Origin of the sequence: Aquimarina sp. TRL1 (assembly GCF_013365535.1) — a bacterium.
In the GTDB taxonomy this organism is placed as follows: domain Bacteria; phylum Bacteroidota; class Bacteroidia; order Flavobacteriales; family Flavobacteriaceae; genus Aquimarina; species Aquimarina hainanensis.
Genome location: NZ_CP053590.1, coordinates 2,900,872 through 2,915,439, shown reverse-complemented (window position 1 = coordinate 2,915,439; position 14,568 = coordinate 2,900,872). Strand labels below are relative to the sequence as shown.

Annotated in this window: 14 protein-coding genes; 4 read left to right on the top strand and 10 right to left on the bottom strand. The window is 34.8% G+C overall.

The window, feature by feature from the left end:
• The gene (locus HN014_RS11705; protein WP_176029055.1) at nt 1-927 is read left to right on the top strand and encodes a PorP/SprF family type IX secretion system membrane protein; all 927 of its coding nucleotides are present in this window, start codon (nt 1-3) and stop codon (nt 925-927) included.
• 4 nt (nt 928-931) lie between these two features.
• On the opposite strand, the gene HN014_RS11700 is transcribed toward HN014_RS11705, so the two are convergent.
• The 8 genes from HN014_RS11700 to HN014_RS11665 form a co-directional block, all read right to left on the bottom strand.
• On the bottom strand, nt 932-1,573 hold the full coding sequence (locus HN014_RS11700; protein ID WP_176029054.1) for a response regulator transcription factor: 642 nt from the start codon (nt 1,571-1,573) through the stop codon (nt 932-934).
• A gap of 26 nt (nt 1,574-1,599) precedes the next feature.
• The gene (locus HN014_RS11695) at nt 1,600-3,516 is read right to left on the bottom strand and encodes a tetratricopeptide repeat-containing sensor histidine kinase (RefSeq protein WP_176029053.1); all 1,917 of its coding nucleotides are present in this window, start codon (nt 3,514-3,516) and stop codon (nt 1,600-1,602) included.
• A gap of 267 nt (nt 3,517-3,783) precedes the next feature.
• Complete coding sequence (gene nqrF / locus HN014_RS11690; protein ID WP_176029052.1) at nt 3,784-5,094, bottom strand: NADH:ubiquinone reductase (Na(+)-transporting) subunit F; 1,311 nt, start codon at nt 5,092-5,094, stop codon at nt 3,784-3,786.
• A 1-nt stretch (nt 5,095) separates the two neighbouring features.
• The gene (gene nqrE, locus HN014_RS11685; protein WP_176029051.1) at nt 5,096-5,812 is read right to left on the bottom strand and encodes an NADH:ubiquinone reductase (Na(+)-transporting) subunit E; all 717 of its coding nucleotides are present in this window, start codon (nt 5,810-5,812) and stop codon (nt 5,096-5,098) included.
• Nucleotides 5,813-5,853: 41 nt separating this feature from the next.
• Complete coding sequence (locus tag HN014_RS11680; protein WP_176029050.1) at nt 5,854-6,543, bottom strand: NADH:ubiquinone reductase (Na(+)-transporting) subunit D; 690 nt, start codon at nt 6,541-6,543, stop codon at nt 5,854-5,856.
• A gap of 3 nt (nt 6,544-6,546) precedes the next feature.
• Nucleotides 6,547-7,302 carry a Na(+)-translocating NADH-quinone reductase subunit C gene (locus HN014_RS11675; protein ID WP_176029049.1) on the bottom strand — a complete coding sequence of 252 codons (756 nt, stop codon included), beginning with the start codon at nt 7,300-7,302 and terminating at the stop codon, nt 6,547-6,549.
• 2 nt (nt 7,303-7,304) lie between these two features.
• Complete coding sequence (locus HN014_RS11670; protein ID WP_176029048.1) at nt 7,305-8,504, bottom strand: NADH:ubiquinone reductase (Na(+)-transporting) subunit B; 1,200 nt, start codon at nt 8,502-8,504, stop codon at nt 7,305-7,307.
• A 4-nt stretch (nt 8,505-8,508) separates the two neighbouring features.
• Complete coding sequence (locus HN014_RS11665) at nt 8,509-9,861, bottom strand: Na(+)-translocating NADH-quinone reductase subunit A (protein WP_176029047.1); 1,353 nt, start codon at nt 9,859-9,861, stop codon at nt 8,509-8,511.
• Nucleotides 9,862-10,062: 201 nt separating this feature from the next.
• On the opposite strand from HN014_RS11665, the gene HN014_RS11660 reads away from it, so the two are divergent.
• The 3 genes from HN014_RS11660 (at nt 10,063) to apaG (ending at nt 12,805) form a co-directional block, all read left to right on the top strand.
• Entirely contained in the window at nt 10,063-11,307 is a 1,245-nt protein-coding gene (locus tag HN014_RS11660; RefSeq protein ID WP_176029046.1) for a DUF5103 domain-containing protein, read from the top strand.
• An 84-nt stretch (nt 11,308-11,391) separates the two neighbouring features.
• Nucleotides 11,392-12,414 (top strand): DUF3667 domain-containing protein, encoded by a 1,023-nt coding sequence (locus HN014_RS11655; protein WP_254883991.1) that lies wholly within the window; start codon nt 11,392-11,394, stop codon nt 12,412-12,414.
• A 4-nt stretch (nt 12,415-12,418) separates the two neighbouring features.
• Complete coding sequence (apaG, locus tag HN014_RS11650) at nt 12,419-12,805, top strand: Co2+/Mg2+ efflux protein ApaG (protein ID WP_176029045.1); 387 nt, start codon at nt 12,419-12,421, stop codon at nt 12,803-12,805.
• Here the strand turns inward: apaG and HN014_RS11645 are convergent.
• Both HN014_RS11645 and HN014_RS11640 read right to left on the bottom strand, forming a co-directional pair.
• Complete coding sequence (locus HN014_RS11645; RefSeq protein WP_176029044.1) at nt 12,798-13,781, bottom strand: DUF6695 family protein; 984 nt, start codon at nt 13,779-13,781, stop codon at nt 12,798-12,800. The two genes, apaG and HN014_RS11645, sit on opposite strands and share 8 nt — an antisense overlap.
• On the bottom strand, nt 13,778-14,494 hold the full coding sequence (locus HN014_RS11640) for an NRDE family protein (RefSeq protein WP_176029043.1): 717 nt from the start codon (nt 14,492-14,494) through the stop codon (nt 13,778-13,780). The genes HN014_RS11645 and HN014_RS11640 overlap by 4 nt, the downstream gene beginning before the upstream one ends.
• Nucleotides 14,495-14,568 lie beyond the last annotated feature (74 nt).

Below are 14,568 nucleotides of genomic sequence, written 5' to 3'. Positions count from 1 at the left end.
ATGACATTTCAATTCAGGTATAAACTCTTCTCCATCTTATTATTCGTCTTAATATCGGTTCAGGCACAACAATCCCCTGTACTAGCGAATTACAATTACAACACGGTTCTTATAAACCCTGCTCATGCAGGATTCTACAAAGACAGTGATTTATCCCTTAGTAGCAGAGGAGGATTTCACCAAATAGATGGAGCCCCCAGAACAATAAGTGGTATATTCAACACCTCCTTTGAGTCTAAACGGACAGGACTTGCTGCCGGAGTAGTAAGTGATCAAATAGGCGTTACTTCTTCTTCTTTATTTTTCGGGTCATATGCTTATAAAATCCCATTGCGAAAAAATTCGAATAATGCCAGATGGTGGGATTATAACCCCAAAGTAATATCTATGGGGATCACAGCGGGTATTATGAATTGGTCAGAAGATTTAGCTCGATTAAACATTACGAATGATCCTAATTTTGAAAATAATATCAAAGAAACATTTCCAGTTATTCATGCAGGTATTTTATATAATGACACTCATTTTTTTGCTGGGCTTTCTGCTACCAATATCATAAGTAGTTCCACAAAAAATGCTACTAAACTATCAGTAGAAAAAAGTGTTTATGCTCATATGGGGGTTCGTTTTTTTATCTCCAAATACAGAGATCACATAACATTGACTCCAAGTGTACTGATCAAGCATGTTTCTGGAGCTCCAGTGCAAGTCGACAGTAATTTCATTTTTAAATACAAACATATTTTCGAGATCGGAACTGGGTATCGATCTACAAATGCTATTAATGTACTTGCTGGTTTATATGCTGCCAAACATTGGCACCTGGTCTACAACTATAATTTTAGAACCAATAACAGTCCTGTAAACAATACCCACGGTCTTATTTTGAGATATCGATTCGGAAATGGTTTTTCTTCCAAACGATAATATTTTAATCTAGAAAACCATTTTCTACCGCATATTTCACCAAACCTGCCGTATTTTTTACTTGTAGTTTTGATAATAAGTTTCTCCTATGAGTATTTACTGTATTTTGGCTTATAAAGGCTTTTTCTGATATTTCAATAGTAGTGTACCCTTGAGCAATTAATCTTAATATTTCTTTTTCTCTTTTACTTAATTCTGTAACTGATTGTCGCTCTTTTTTTAATTTTCCTTCGTTTTCTTTTTGTCTTCTTATTATTTCTGCTGAAAAAAAAGAAGCTCCGCTATACACCTGGTCGATAGCTCGATACATTTCTCTTTTTTCTGTATTTTTTAACAAATAACCATCTACTCCTATCCTGATAAGACGGGAAATCATTTGAACATTATTATGTGTACTGATAATCAATATTTTTACCTCTGGATACTTCTTTTTAATAACTTTACTAACTTCGATTCCATCCATCTCAGGCATGCCAATATCTAAAATAATCATATCTACTACTTCTTTCTCCAAAAGAAACAAAAGTTCTTTCCCATTAGTTGCAGTACCACGAATATCGATATTTTCTTTTCCTTTAATTAAAGAAGTTATTCCTTGCAGAAAAAGCACATGATCATCTACTATCAATATCTTTATTTTTTTCATAAGGTGGGTATCAAAATGCTTATTAGTTAAACAGGTAGCTCGATATTAACAATAGTCCCTCGCTTAGGCATACTATCAATATGAAAACTTCCGGATAATGCTTTTAATCGACTTTGGATGTTAGACAGACCAATACCTGTTTTCTGTTTATCAAACAAAAAACCTTTTCCGTTATCCTCAAAAAGCAAACTAACCGCATTTGGTAATAAATTAAACTCTATATCCATTCGCGTCGCTTTTGCATGTTTAATAGTATTGGTTATTAATTCCTGTAAAATCATGAAAATCTCATTCTGGAATTTTGAATCCAGCTTATTAATATCTTCTTCCGGGTAGGTATATACATTTACATCTAATTTACTGGCATCACCTATATTATTTACATATTCTTTTATCAGCTGAATAAAATTATCACGTTGGAATTTTTGAGGAATCAAATCATGAGAAAAATTACGAACTTCTTCATAAGCATCATCCAACTGTTCTAATATAGAGGGGAGCCTGTTGTCTTTTACCTCCAGGTTATTAATTTGAAGTTTGATAGATGCTAATGTTCCTCCCAAACTATCGTGTAAATTCTGCGCTATCTTTTTTCGTTCTATATTTTGCCCTTTGACAAGTGCTTTTATGAGTTTTAATTCCTGATCTTTAACTAACGAAGATATTTTCTGATCATGTACTTCTTCTTTTTTCTCACTTAAAGCATATTGCGTTTTCAGCTTTTGATAATAAACCACAAGCAGACAAATAATAGGAATCAAAATCACAACAAAAGATATAATCGCAATAATTTTCACCTTTCGTTCCATGAATAATTCTGTTTTCCGTAATTCTTTATCTTTTTTTAGAATTGCAATTTCTTTTTTCCCTTGCAGTGTCCTGTACTTTACCTCTAATTCATAAATCTCTTTTTGTCGTTGCATTGCATTAATAGAATCTGTAATACGTTCTTTTTTTTGCTGCATTGCAAAAGCCGTTCGATATTTTTTCTTCCTGCTATATATCGTAATCAAGTTTCTGTAAATAGCTGCCTGTAATTCTAAAAAACCACCCTCTACAGCATTATCCAATGCTTTTACTAAAATAAAAGCAGCTTCATTCAACATATTACTGGCTATCAAAATCTTACTAATACTTACTGAAGCTTCTGCACCATATTTCTTAAATTTATGCGCATCAGCCATTTTTAATGCTGTTCTATAATGTGCCAGGGCCTTATCCAGGTTACCCTGATCCCTATAATTATCTCCTAAATTAATATTAATAACAATCTTACACCTGTTATCTCCTAATTCTTCGCAAATAGGTAGCGCCTTCATATACGAAGTATTAGACATTGCTATAGCCCCTTGTTCTGCCTGGATAACACCAATGTTTATATGTGTTGCAAATATTAATCTGGGGGCATCTTTAGCATCCAGAAAAGAAGTGAAAATTTCCAAAGCTTCTTCATGCCTATCTTGTTTACTATAGGCATATGCTAATCCGTGCTTATGCATATTCAGCAATAAGGTATCCTTTCCTTTTTCAGATACTTCTATTCCTCTTATACGCCAGGATATATTTTCTTCTATAAGCCCTCTTTGTTCATTAGCCACTGCCAGGATATTATACACCCTTGCTAATCTTCCATAATAAACAGCATCCTTTTTTCCTTTTTCTAATTCATTAATAGCTTTATTGGCATAGTATAACGAAGAGTCAATTTCATTAATATTATTGTAATGCTGCCCCAGTATAATAAGTCCTTTTAACCTGGTTTCTCTATTTTTATTATGACGAAGTAATTCATAAATAATAGCTGGTGTTTTATGATTCTCTGCTGTATTTATATAGGAAAAAGCCAGTTGAATCGAATCAACTTCTTTATCATTCTGAGCTATTCCAATACATGAACAAGCAGTACACCACAGAAGGAGTAATCTGGATATATAGTCTATCATGAATAAAAGGGGTCTATTAGCGAACTAGTATTTTCTTATTGTATTTCCAACTGGAAAGTTAGCAATCAAAAATCAAAACAACAAGATTCTTGCGTTTTATAAATCAAATTAACTATTCAGGGTAATTCAATAAAAAATATGTTATTGATCCTCCTTATTATTGCAGTATTCACAAAAAATTCTTCTCAAGAATTCTGCTTTCTCTGTAAAAAAACAAAAAAACCGGTACAATTATGTACCGGTTTTTTATTAGATATATATTTTAAACTACCCTCCGAAATCATCAAATCTGATATTTTCATCAGGAATTCCAAAATCTTGACCCATTTTTTCTACCGCTTTATTCATCAATGGCGGTCCACAGAAATACAATTCTATATCTTCTGGTGCTTCATGATGGTTCAGGTAATTTTCGATCACACAATTATGTATAAATCCTACGAAACCATCTCCTTCTGCATCATTAATATCTTTCTTTACTTTCCAGTTATCTTCTTCTAATGGTTCTGATAATGCCAAGAAAAATTTAAAGTTAGAGAATTTTCTTTCTAATTCGTAGAAATGTTCCAGGTAGAACAACTCTCTTTTAGAACGTCCTCCATACCAATAAGTAACTGTACGTCCTGTTTCTAATGTTTTGAACAAGTGATATAAGTGAGAACGCATTGGTGCCATTCCTGCTCCTCCACCTACGTATAACATCTCTGCATCAGACTCATTAATAAAGAATTCTCCATAAGGTCCTGAGATGATTACTTTATCTCCTGGCTTTCTAGAAAAGATATATGAGGAAGCAACTCCAGGGTTCACATCCATCCATCCATTTTTAGCTCTATCCCATGGGGGTGTTGCAATACGTACATTAAGCATGATATCTCTTCCTTCTGCTGGGTAAGAAGCCATAGAATATGCTCTTTCTACTATATCAGAATTCTTCATTACTAATGGCCACAGTCCAAATTTATCCCATTCTGCCTGAAACTTATCAGGAGTTTCATGTTCTTCTGGATGCGCAGTAATATCTATATCCGAATATTTGATCTCACAAGCTGGAATTTCAATCTGAATATACCCTCCTGCTTTATAATCCATATCTTCTGGAATTCTAACAACAAATTCTTTAATAAAAGAAGCTACGTTATAGTTACGCACTACTTCTGCCTCCCATTTTTTAATCCCAAATACCTCTTCCGGTATCTGAATATTCATGTCTTGTTTTACTTTTACCTGACATGCTAATCGGGCTCCGTGTTGTAGTTCTTTACGAGAAAAATGCGGCGTTTCTGTAGGAAGTGCTTCTCCTCCTCCTTCTAATACATGGCACTCACACTGAATACATGTTCCACCACCACCACAGGCTGAAGGCAAAAATATCTTTTCTCCTCCTAGAGTAGACAATAAACTACCTCCGGACGCTACTTCGATTTCCTTTTCTCCGTTTATTGTTATTTTTACTGGTCCTGATGGTAATAACTTATCTTTCGCAAATAATAATATCCCAACTAATACCAATGTAAGGACTAAAAATGCAATAACCGTTATTACAATAGTTCCAATTGTTGACGCTAAAACTACCATATTATTTATTAATTGAAACGTTAGTATTTTCTGCTACTTCCTTAGCAGTTTCCTTTTGCTCTACTTGTACAGTTTTTTCTTCTTTCTTTTCCTCTTCATCTCCTCCTGTAAGCATTCCTCCAAAACTCATGAATCCGATTGCCATAAGTCCTGTAAGGATAAATGTAATCCCTAATCCTCTTAATGGTGCAGGGATATTAGAGTATCTGATTTTCTCTCTAATTGCTGCAATAGCTAAAATAGCAAGGAACCATCCTATTCCCGAACCTACTCCATATACTGCCGCATGAGAAATTGTAGCAAATTCTTTTTGCTGCATAAATAACGATCCTCCAAGGATCGCACAGTTTACAGCAATAAGTGGTAAGAAAATACCTAGCGAATTGTATAAAGAAGGTGAAAATTTTTCTACAATAATTTCTACCAACTGTACCATAGTTGCAATTGTTGCAATAAACAGGATAAAGGTAAGAAAGCTCAGATCGTAATCCGCATATTCTGGACCTAACCACACTAATGCTCCTTCTCTCAACACATATTTATCCAATAAAAAGTTAATAGGAACTGTTATTGCCAATACAAATATTACAGCAGCACCAAGACCTACCGCTGTCGACACTTTCTTAGATACAGCAAGGTATGAACACATTCCTAAGAAGAATGCAAATACCATATTATCTATAAAGATCGATTTTAAAAATAATTCTAAATATTCCATAATGTTTTATTTACATGTCTCTTTATTCAGAGACCATCTTCTTAATGATCTTCGATTAGTGCTTTATTTCTACTTCTCTGAATCCAAATAATAATTCCTACTGTTATCAGTGCCATAGGCGCCAATACCATAAAACCATTATTTTCATAACCAATAGCATACAATCCTGTTTTCTCTATAGGATCTCCTAATACTTTTGCCCCGAATAATGTTCCTGATCCGAGTAACTCTCTAAAGAAAGCGACTACGATCAATAACAATCCATATCCTGCAGCATTTCCTATTCCATCTAGAAAAGACTTCCAAGGACCATTTCCTAAAGCAAAAGCTTCAAATCGCCCCATAATGATACAGTTGGTGATAATCAAACCAATAAATACTGATAACTCTTTACTCAGTGAATACGCAAATGCTTTCAACACCTGATCTACGATAATTACCAAAGCTGCTACCACTACTAATTGTACGATGATTCGTATTTTGGAAGGAATAATATTTCTCATTAAAGAGATCACTACATTTCCTATTCCTAAAACGAAAAGTACGGAAATTGCCATAACGATTGATGGCTTCAACTGAGCTGTAATAGCCAAAGCAGAACAAATACCTAATACCTGAATTGTAATCGGGTTATTATCTGCTAGCGGGTCGCTCAACAGTTTTTTATTTTTCTTAGAGAACAAAGGCTCTTTTGGTTCTTTTACTTTTTCTTTTTCTGTTACTTCAGCCATTTGTTATTTTTTTAAAGATTCAAAATAAGGCAAATACATTTTTATCCCTTTCTTAACCATTACAGTAACTCCATTACCAGTAATTGTAGCTCCTGCAATAGCATCTACGGCATTGTCATCTTTTCTATCATTTTTCGGGTCTCCATTTCCTTTTTTCACAGTAACTCCCTGATAGCTTCCTGATGCATTATAAATTTTTTCTCCTTTAAAGTCATCTCTAAAGAACGATTCTTTAATATTTGCTCCAAGTCCCGGGGTTTCTCCTTTATGGTCGAAAAAAGCTCCTTTAATAGTCGTAAAATCTTTATCCAGGGCTATATATCCCCAAATAGCATCCCATAGACCATTTCCTCTAACCGGTAAGATATAAAATTTCTCTCCGTCCTTTTCTCCAATAAACAGGGGTAATCTTCTTTTATAATTAGCATCTTGCTTTACTGCATCATTTTCTTTCTTTAATTCTACAGCAAATGCTTCAGAAGTTTTTTCTGCTTTTCCATCAACAATGATATATTGCTCTTCTCCAATATATTTCTCGAATAACTCTTGTGCCTGTTCTGCTGGTACAAAGTCATTTGGGTTTTCGCTATCGGTTACTCCCATAGCGAATAATATATTTTGTTGTTTTTCTTTTTTCTTATTTGCGTCAATATTCCCTTTAAGTCCAGAAGAAACACCCGCTAATAAAGAACCAACTACAATTACCATTAAAATGGAAAAAATAATTGTATATGAATTTTTATCTGTGTTCATCGCCATGATTACGCAGTTTTTACTTTTAAACGTTTCAATCTTTTCTTAATATTTCCTTGTACTACATAATGATCGATCGTTGGAGCGAATACATTCATTAATAGTATTGCCAGGAATACTCCTTCTGGATATGCTGGGTTAAATACTCGTATTAGAATCGAGATAAACCCTATAAGGAATCCATAAATCCATTTTCCTTTGTTTGTTTGAGAAGCAGTTACAGGATCAGTGGCCATAAATACGATACCAAACGCGATCCCTCCTACTAATAAATGCTGCCAGAATTCAAAGTTCATCAAGGCATAAAACTTACTTGATTCCTTGATCCATCCTGCATCTACAACTCCATTAAAGATTAATCCCATCACTAATACTCCTAATGTAGCACTCAACATAATTCTCCAACTTCCAATCTTAGAAAAAATCAGAAATAATCCTCCTAATAAAATTAACAAGGTAGATGTTTCTCCTATTGATCCTGGTATAAACCCAAAAAACATATCAGAAACCGAATAAGACATTGGTTTTGAATTCGCCAAATACCCTAATACAGTCTCCCCTGACAATGCATCTACTCCTGATTTTTCAATAGCTGAGTGTACCCATACTTTATCTCCTGACATCCATCCTGGATATGAAAAGAATAAGAAAGCACGAATGGTCAATGCTGGGTTCAGGATATTCATTCCTGTTCCTCCAAACACCTCTTTTCCTATTACTACTCCGAATATAACAGCAATTGCTAACATCCATAGTGGCGTGTCAATCGGAACAATTAAAGGAACTAACATTCCTGTTACCAGGTATCCTTCTTCTACTTCATGTTTCTTTTTAACTGCGAATAAAATTTCAACAGCTAATCCTACTACATAAGAAACGACCACTAACGGTAGTACTTTTGAAGCTCCCAGAGCAAAGTTTTCCCAGTTTACAAAGTGTTCAAATAAAGAAAAATTCTCTGGCACTCCATTAATAGCAGTGTAATATTGATATCCAGCATTAAATATTCCAAAGATCAAACAAGGAACTAATGCCATTATCACAGTGTTCATCGTACGCTTTAAATCATCAGCACCACGTACATGGGCTCCGGAATGAGTTACCTCATTCGGAAGATATAAGAATGTATGGATTGCATTAAATGCAGGAGCCATCTTCTTATCCTTATATTTAAGTTTTAATTCATGTAATTTATTCTTCAAGCTCATAGCACTATCCTATTTCTTTTAACATTAAATCGAGTCCTTCTCTAATGATTTTCTGATGTGGTTGCTTAGAGACACAAATAAATTCTGTCAAAGCAAAATCCTCTGGAGCCACTTCATACATTCCTAATTGCTCCATCGCATCTAAATCCTTAACCAAACAAGCTTTTAAAATTTGTAATGGGTAAATATCTAATGGAAAAACACTCTCATAACTTCCTGTTACTACAAATGCTCTGTGCTCTCCATTCGTATTCGTATTCAATTCATATTTTTTCTTTGGGAACAACCAAGAAAAAGTAAAAGCTCTGGAAGGGGATATCTTATTAAAAATAGGTTTATTCCATCCAAAAAGCTCATAGTCATTTCCTTCAGGAATTACTGATATAGTAGCATCATAATACCCCAAGTATCCATCAGGCTTCACATTTTCTCCGGTAAGAACATCTCCGCTAATTACTCGGATGTTTTCATCTTTTACTCCAGAATCATATACAATTGTAGAAACTTCTGCTCCTGCAATTGTCTTGTAATATTTTGGAGTTTTAACAGATGATCCTGCCAGTGCTACGATTCTTTCTGCATTAAATTTCCCAGTTAATAATAACTCTCCTATGATCACCAAATCATGAGGATTAACTGTCCAAACAACCTCTCCTTTATTTAAGGGATTAATATTAGCGATCTGCACACTTACATTTCCAGCTGGGTGTGGTCCAGAAACGCCATGTACTGTTATCCCTGACAAGCTTGAAAAAACAGAATTACCCTTTGCCCCTACAGATACATGAATCGCTCCGTCTGTAAGTTTACCTAATGCGGTAAGCGCAGCTTGTAATTCCTTTTCTTTCCCTGCCAGCGTATAATCGAAATCCGCAGCCAGAGGTGCTGTTGAATATGCTGAAACAAAAATAGCTTTAGGAGCTACTTCCGGATTAGCAATAACATCATAAGGACGTTGTTTAATGAATGGCCAGCAACCTGATGCTAAAAGATGCGTTGTTACTTCTTCTCTACTAAGAGCTGCCGGATCTTTTATGCCAAAATCAGCATATTCCTGCTCTTTGTCTGCCAGAATTTTAAACGCTAAAATTTTTCTTTTAGCTCCGCGAACTATTTCCACAACTTCTCCACTAACAGGAGATGGGAAATACATTTTTTCATTAGATTTAGAATGGAAAAGGGGTTCGCCGGCTTTAACTTGTGCACCTACTCGAGAAATCACTTTTGGCACGATACCGTGGAAATCGTCAGGCTTAATTGCATATACATTACTTTTGGTGGCTTTGACAGTTACTTTTTCTGCCTCACCAACAAGGTTAATGTCCAAGCCCTTTCTGATACGAATGTCTTTTGACATATTTGAAATAGTCTAAGTTTATTAACTAAAAAAATCGTGCAAATTTACTAATTAAAACCCTCAAGTGAAAACAGGGAAAGACTTATGTTTTTTATTTATAACCCTTCTAAATAAGGAAGTGCTTACAAAAACTTCCTCCTCATTTTAAAACTATAACGTTTTCATTTTTCCTATATTTACCCCATGCAACCTCTTCATTTTATGCAAAAAACAATCATTTTATACCTGGCATTTATCTCAAGCATTTTTTCTGCACACACACAGGAAATAGCTCCTCCCGAATACATTAAAACAATCCAATTCAAAGGAAATTCGGAATTCTCAGGCACCCCCATCATACAACTAGGCACCCCACTACTTATCACCTTTGATGACATTAACGGAGACGAAGCAGACTACTATTATAAAATCCGGCATTGCAACTTTGACTGGACTCCCTCAATCTTAAATAAAAACGAATACCTGGACGGGTTCGACGACATCAGAATTAACGATTACGAAAACTCATTCAACACACTACAGACTTATAGTCACTATTTTCTAAGAATCCCTAATGAAGATACCAAAGCCCTCAAAGTAAGCGGAAATTACATTATAGAAATATACAATGAAGACGAAGAATTGGTTTTCTCCAGAAAATTAATCGTTTACGAAAATACCAGCACAGTAAAAGTATATACCAAAAGATCTCGTGATCTCGACTTTATAAACACCAAACAAAGTGTACAGTTCGAAATCACCCCTCACAATCCTCCTCTCAGAAATCCCAAAAAGACTGTTAAGACGTTAGTCATTCAAAACAACGATATAAAAAATTCCATTTCTAACTTAACACCTCAATTTACCATTGGCAACTCTTTAATATACAAGTACGATCAGGAAGCCAGTTTTTGGGGAAGCAATGAATTTCTCTTTTTCGACAACAAAGAAGTAAGAACATCGACTGTTAACATACAGAAATCTGATCTGGAAGATATTTACCACAACTACCTATACAATGACCGTGTAAGGGCAGCAAAAAACTATACCAGAAACCCGGATATAAACGGAGGGTTTGTCATCAGAAACCTACGAGCTAACAATCATGACATAGAAGCGGACTACGTATGGATGCATTTTACTCTGGAATGTTACGAACCTATTGGCGATGGCAACATACACATTTACGGAAGCTTTAATAATTTCAAAATAGATAACTCCACCCTAATGAAATACGACAAAAACACCGGAATGTATCATAACACAAGCTTGTTCAAACAAGGTTTTTACAACTACAAATACATCCTTGTATTACCTGATAATACTATCGATTATGGTTTTATTTCGGGAAATTTTGACGAAACCGAAAACGAATATACAGTCATCGCTTATTACAGAGCTCCGGGAGCCCGATATGACAGAGCAATCGGAAAAGGAACAGGAAATTCTTCCACAATAACAAATTGATTAGTATTTTTACCGCATATTCTACAATACAAAGAATCCTCTTTTAGCCTTATTTTTTTTTCAAAACACATACGCAATAAACCTATGAAGGAAACTGGACGATTTCTAAAAAAATACAGAGGAACAGAATGCCTCAATTGCGGAGTCCCATTAGATATTATAGACAAATACTGCCATCACTGCGGACAAGTAAACACTACAAAAAAACTAGCCCTTAGTGATTTTTTTAGCGAATACTTCTCTAGTTTATTCTCCTACGACTCCCGATTAAGTCACACAATTATTGCCTTGTTATTCAGACCTGGAAAAATAACAAAAGAATACACAGAAGGCAAACGTGTCAAATACGCCAATCCTTTCAGATTCTACCTCAGCGTCTCTATTATCTTTTTTATCATCAATGGTTTTTTTATTGATTTTGACAGTTTGAGATACCAGGTAAACAAAGAAAAAAAGACCAATACAACACAAACCCCTCTACATGTACATTTTTTCTCAGGGGCAGACTCTACCGCTACACAATATTACTCCGAACAACAGCTAGGATCTATGAAATATTTCGAAAGGATCAAATATCGGATCAGTACCTATTCCAATTTCTATACAGACACGAAAGAAAAATCAGTTATTAAAGCATTAGACAGCTTGGATCATAATGTTAACAATTTTAACAAATACATATACAAACGAATCATTAAAGCTAACGAATTAGACAGCAACCCAATAGAGCTCGCAGAATACATTTTCAACAAATCTCCTTTTATCATCTTCTTTTTTCTTCCCTTTTTCTCTCTTATTTTATGGCTCCTCTATATGAGAAACCCTTTCTCCTATATGGAACACCTGGTATTTACCTTTCACACCCAAACAATGTTCTTCATCTTACTGGGACTGGCAATCCTTTTCACAAAAGCAATTGATTACCAACTCCCTGTAACAATCAGCACACTTTTATTTTTACTATATTTGTACAAATCATTGCGTAAATTCTACAATCAGGGAAGATTTAAAACTATTGTTAAATTTACACTTTTAAACATATTATTCTTTATTTTAGCAGGAGTAGGCTTCAGTTTAGCAATTGGAGGGTCTATTTTCTTTTATTAAATGTATGATTCAACAGGTTACCAGAGGCATAAGAATTTCGGTGAAAACCACCTTTGAAGGCACGTTCTATAAGAACTATAAGATCCATTTTGCCTTTGGTTATCAGATCACTATAGAAAACCAAAGTAAAGACTCCGTACAACTTACCTCTCGTTTTTGGGAAATCAAAGACTCTTTAAACAATACTGAAATTGTGGAAGGAGAAGGCGTTATCGGAAAAAAACCTGTCCTAAAACCAGGAGAGTCTCACACTTACAAAAGCGGATGTCTTCTCAGCTCTCCTTTTGGCGCTATGAGTGGGTATTACAACATGGTCAACTTCACATCTACCAGAAAATTCAAGGTAACCATCCCTCCTTTTAAATTGAGCGCTCCTTTTGCCCTCAACTAATTCGCGCCACCAAATCAAAAACAAAAACAGTCTCGTTTTGTTTCACATAACACTCTTTACAATTTGATTCGTATTGAAAAGAAAACGGAATACAACTATCAAACCTCCCTTTTTTCTCTTTAAACACTCCTTTAAAATCAAGAATTCCTGATTCAGTATACCGGGAGATGACATAGTGCTGTTCTTTTTCTGAATTCTCTAACTTGAAATAAGCACTACTTCCAATTCCTTCCAAAAAATCTGCATCATCAATTCTTTCACATTCATTATCCGAACTGTTACCAACGGGTACTTTTTTATCGAAATAATTTTTCAGATTTTCTTTAAAAATCGATCCGGAATACCTTTTCACCACTCCACCAATCGTCTCATAAATAGGGTTCTCTAATGATGATTTTTCCACATTCCCTAAAGGACTTGGAGTAAATTTCTTATTCCACAGCAACCCTTTTCTTATCACAGGGTGATCTGTTCCTGCCAGAATAGCATCTGTAACAATCCTAGAACAATTACTTCCATGTTTCCCAAAAGCTTTATAAGGAACACTTCTTTTTTCCTGCATTCCCAAAATAAAAGACTTCACCTTATCATAATAGATATAATCGCAAACAGAAGCGATCAATCGCCCTTCTCCATGTGTTTTTTCGGGAGACGCTTCCAACCACAGCAAAAACTCTTCTACGTTACTTAATTTTCCATCTTCTGCAAAAGACGCCTGAATTCCCATCTCTAATTCAACATCTGTAATCGCACTTCGGACTCTTCCTTTTCCTTTAGGTGTAATATACCTCCCAAAATCAAAGTATTCTGCTCTCCCTGTCTGGTTATCAATTAATACGAAAGCCGCATGACCCGCTTTTATATATTGAGAAGTCCCAATCCCTACATATGATAAAAACTTCACAAAAGTCTCATCAGAAAGTTTCACAAAAGTATCAGGAAAAGCCAATGAAATTATTTTACCTGTATACTTCACACAATTACGCTTTCAAAAATTACCGAATTCACTTCATTTTCCAACAAATCCTCATATCGCATAGACACTACTTCATCATTTTTAAAGACCTGAGTAATACTTCTTGTTTTTAGCTGTCCTCTATCAATCCAGAGGTTCACTCCATCTTTAACATTCCCTCTACTTTTATGAAATGACAACATATTTTCTTTTGTCAATTCATTTTTCTCTTCAAATTCCCGAAACCAGTCTATTCTTTTTTCTTTAACTTCTTTAGTATACAATGTAGACGAGGACCAGATATAGGTTTTATGTCCCAGGTTTCTTATATATTTTTTACTTCCATCCCAAACCAACTCCAGCGCCAGTAAATCCGAAGACCAGTTAACAGCTATAATTGTAAAAGGTTCTACTCCCGAAAGCTCATAAGATTCAATTGTTTTTTTTACATCAACTGCTTCCAGCAAATCTTTTACCACCACCCCACGACTCTTCACATAATTAGTCAATCGAAGGTGTTTTTCAAAACCTCCATTCAACAAGCATATCATTGTATTTTTATCACTCACTCCTATCCAGGTCCCCCCGGCTACAGCATCTTTAGGAAAGAGCATTTTAGTCTTATTAATTTTGTAAAAATCCGGAGGAAGCGTTTTCCTTTCTATTGCTTCATCTCTATTGGAGGTAAGAATAAAATTATCCCCACCTGTAGGTATAAAAGTTACAGTACACATAGATAACTTGGGTCGGTTAAACGATATACAACTTACAAAAAAAATAAAAACTACATGTTTATGACACATTAAAA

What these genes read in the sequence shown, in the direction of transcription:
- HN014_RS11705 (WP_176029055.1), top strand. Translation starts at nt 1, where the DNA reads ATGACATTTCAATTCAGGTATAAACTCTTCTCCATCTTATTATTCGTC.
- apaG (WP_176029045.1), top strand. Translation starts at nt 12,419, where the DNA reads ATGATTCAACAGGTTACCAGAGGCATAAGAATTTCGGTGAAAACCACC.
- HN014_RS11680 (WP_176029050.1), bottom strand. Translation starts at nt 6,543, where the DNA reads ATGGCTGAAGTAACAGAAAAAGAAAAAGTAAAAGAACCAAAAGAGCCT.
- HN014_RS11640 (WP_176029043.1), bottom strand. Translation starts at nt 14,494, where the DNA reads ATGTGTACTGTAACTTTTATACCTACAGGTGGGGATAATTTTATTCTT.
- HN014_RS11675 (WP_176029049.1), bottom strand. Translation starts at nt 7,302, where the DNA reads ATGGCGATGAACACAGATAAAAATTCATATACAATTATTTTTTCCATT.
- HN014_RS11700 (WP_176029054.1), bottom strand. Translation starts at nt 1,573, where the DNA reads ATGAAAAAAATAAAGATATTGATAGTAGATGATCATGTGCTTTTTCTG.
- nqrE (WP_176029051.1), bottom strand. Translation starts at nt 5,812, where the DNA reads ATGGAATATTTAGAATTATTTTTAAAATCGATCTTTATAGATAATATG.
- HN014_RS11655 (WP_254883991.1), top strand. Translation starts at nt 11,392, where the DNA reads ATGAAGGAAACTGGACGATTTCTAAAAAAATACAGAGGAACAGAATGC.
- nqrF (WP_176029052.1), bottom strand. Translation starts at nt 5,094, where the DNA reads ATGGTAGTTTTAGCGTCAACAATTGGAACTATTGTAATAACGGTTATT.
- HN014_RS11695 (WP_176029053.1), bottom strand. Translation starts at nt 3,516, where the DNA reads ATGATAGACTATATATCCAGATTACTCCTTCTGTGGTGTACTGCTTGT.
- HN014_RS11665 (WP_176029047.1), bottom strand. Translation starts at nt 9,861, where the DNA reads ATGTCAAAAGACATTCGTATCAGAAAGGGCTTGGACATTAACCTTGTT.
- HN014_RS11660 (WP_176029046.1), top strand. Translation starts at nt 10,063, where the DNA reads ATGCAAAAAACAATCATTTTATACCTGGCATTTATCTCAAGCATTTTT.
- HN014_RS11670 (WP_176029048.1), bottom strand. Translation starts at nt 8,504, where the DNA reads ATGAGCTTGAAGAATAAATTACATGAATTAAAACTTAAATATAAGGAT.